Origin of the sequence: Streptomyces sp. NPDC059456 (genome assembly GCF_042750055.1) — a bacterium.
In the GTDB taxonomy this organism is placed as follows: domain Bacteria; phylum Actinomycetota; class Actinomycetes; order Streptomycetales; family Streptomycetaceae; genus Streptomyces.
The window spans coordinates 1-1824 of sequence record NZ_JBHYVA010000687.1 but is presented as its reverse complement, the minus strand read 5'-3'; the positions used below and the strand labels follow the sequence as shown (position 1 = coordinate 1824).

The window sequence follows — 1824 nt, the reverse complement described above, 5'->3', positions numbered from 1 at the left end:
CTCCCCCCACTCCCAGCTCTGCTATTACCCACTCACCCCGCGAGACCGCCCGGGCGCCCCCCCCCCCCCCCCCCGCGGGGTGTCCCCCCCGCCGCGAGGCCACCTGCCACCGGATCCCGGTGGCCGGCGGGCTCCCGCTCGGACTGCCGCCGGGCGAGCGGTCGGGCACCGGCGCCGGATACCCCGTCACCAGTCTCGAACTGCACCCCGGCGACACCCTGGTGCTGTGCACGGACGGTCTGCTCGAACGGTCGGAAGGCGCCCCCGGAGCGGGCATGCGGGAGCTCATGGAGGCGGTCAGCAACGGGCCGGTGGACGTCGAGGAACTCGCCGACGTCCTGTGCGACCTGGTCGGGGACGCGGGCGCGGGCGACGACATGGCCCTCCTCCTGCTGCGCCGCCGCGGCACCCCCAACCCGCGCGGCGGCGGACCGCTGCGCCTGCGCCTGACCCCCGGCGACGCCGAGGGCCCGGCGATGGCCCGCCACCTGATCCGCGCGGCGGTGGCCGCGTGGGGCGCCCGGGACCGGGCCGACGAGATCGAACTGGCGGCGGACGAGCTGATGACCAACGCCCTCGTGCACACCGACGGCGGCGGCCACGTCAACGTGAGGCTGACGTCGGAGGGCCGGATCCGCATCGAGGTCGAGGACGCCAGCAGCGCGCTGCCGCACCGGCGCGAGGCCGGTGACTGGGCGGTGTCGGGGCGCGGCCTGCTGCTGGTGGACCGGCTCGCGGAGGACTGGGGCGTGGAGCCCCGGGGCGGCGGGAAATGCGTGTGGTGCGAGTTCACCGTCCCGGGGCACGCGGTGACGCACTGAGCCCCGGGCCCGCCCGGTCCGTGGCACCGGGCTCGGTCCGCGGCCCCGCCGGTCGCCGGCGCCGCCCGGCCCGGTCCGCCGGGCGGGGGATCAGAGCGACGCGTGGGCACGTTCGCACCGTGTCAGCCGGGTATCCGGCGGCCGCATCGATGTCCCCGGCGCCCGGACGTCCCGTCGGCCGTGACCGCGCGAACGGCTGAAAACCGCGGGCCGCGAGCCGTTCCACGCGTCCGGGGCGGGGGTGAGTGGCCGATGCTGCCTGCGTGCTGAGCCTGCGTCCGCGTCCGCTGCTGCCCGTGCTGCCCGTCCTGCTCGCCGTCGTCCTCACCGCGCCCGCGCGGGCCGCCGAAGCGCCGGCCGAGGGGATCGAGACCGCCCGGACCGGCCGGCAGATCGCCCCCGGGATCCGTCTGGAGTCGTACGACCGGCTGGAAGCCGACCGCTGGCTGCGGATCGACGAGCTCCGTGTCGACCTCGGCGGGAGCGGCGGGGTGCGCGCCGAGTACCTGGGCGGCCGCGGCCCGGCCACCGTCGCCGAGTCCGCCGCCCGCCACCCCGCGGGGCCCGGGCGGCGCGTGGTCGCCGCCGTGAACGGCGACTTCTTCGACATCCGGGGTACGGGTGCACCGCTCGGCCCGGGCGTGGGCGGCGGCCGGCTGCTGCATTCGGCGGGCCCGGGGCCCGGCGCGGCCCCGGCCGTGGGGTTCAGCCCCGACGGCACCGGCCGGGTCCTGCGCATCGGCCTCGCCGGCAGCGTCACCCTGCCCGGCGGGACGGTGCGTCCGCTGGCCGGCTACAACGCGGCCCGCCCGGCCGCCGAGGGCCTCTCCGCGTACACCGCCGACTGGCCGGGGACGCAGCTGCCCGCGCCGGGCACCGCCGTCGCGGTCCGGGACGGCCCGGGGACGGCCGGCGCCCCCCCCCAGGAGGCTCCGGCCCGCGGCGGTTTTGGCGGACCCGAAACACAATTAGAGGCCGGGCACGCACACGACGCGCGCGTCCG

The 1824-nt window shown here is 78.5% G+C and carries 1 protein-coding gene and 1 pseudogene; both read left to right on the top strand.

Annotated features, from left to right (window positions below; translation table 11 throughout):
• Positions 1-119: 119 nt before the first annotated feature.
• On the top strand, positions 120-821 hold the full coding sequence (locus tag ACFXA3_RS36425; RefSeq protein ID WP_385194409.1) for a SpoIIE family protein phosphatase: 702 nt from the start codon (positions 120-122) through the stop codon (positions 819-821).
• Between the two features lie 263 nt (positions 822-1084).
• Positions 1085-1824: pseudogene (locus ACFXA3_RS36420) on the top strand (multidrug transporter); the annotation flags it as partial.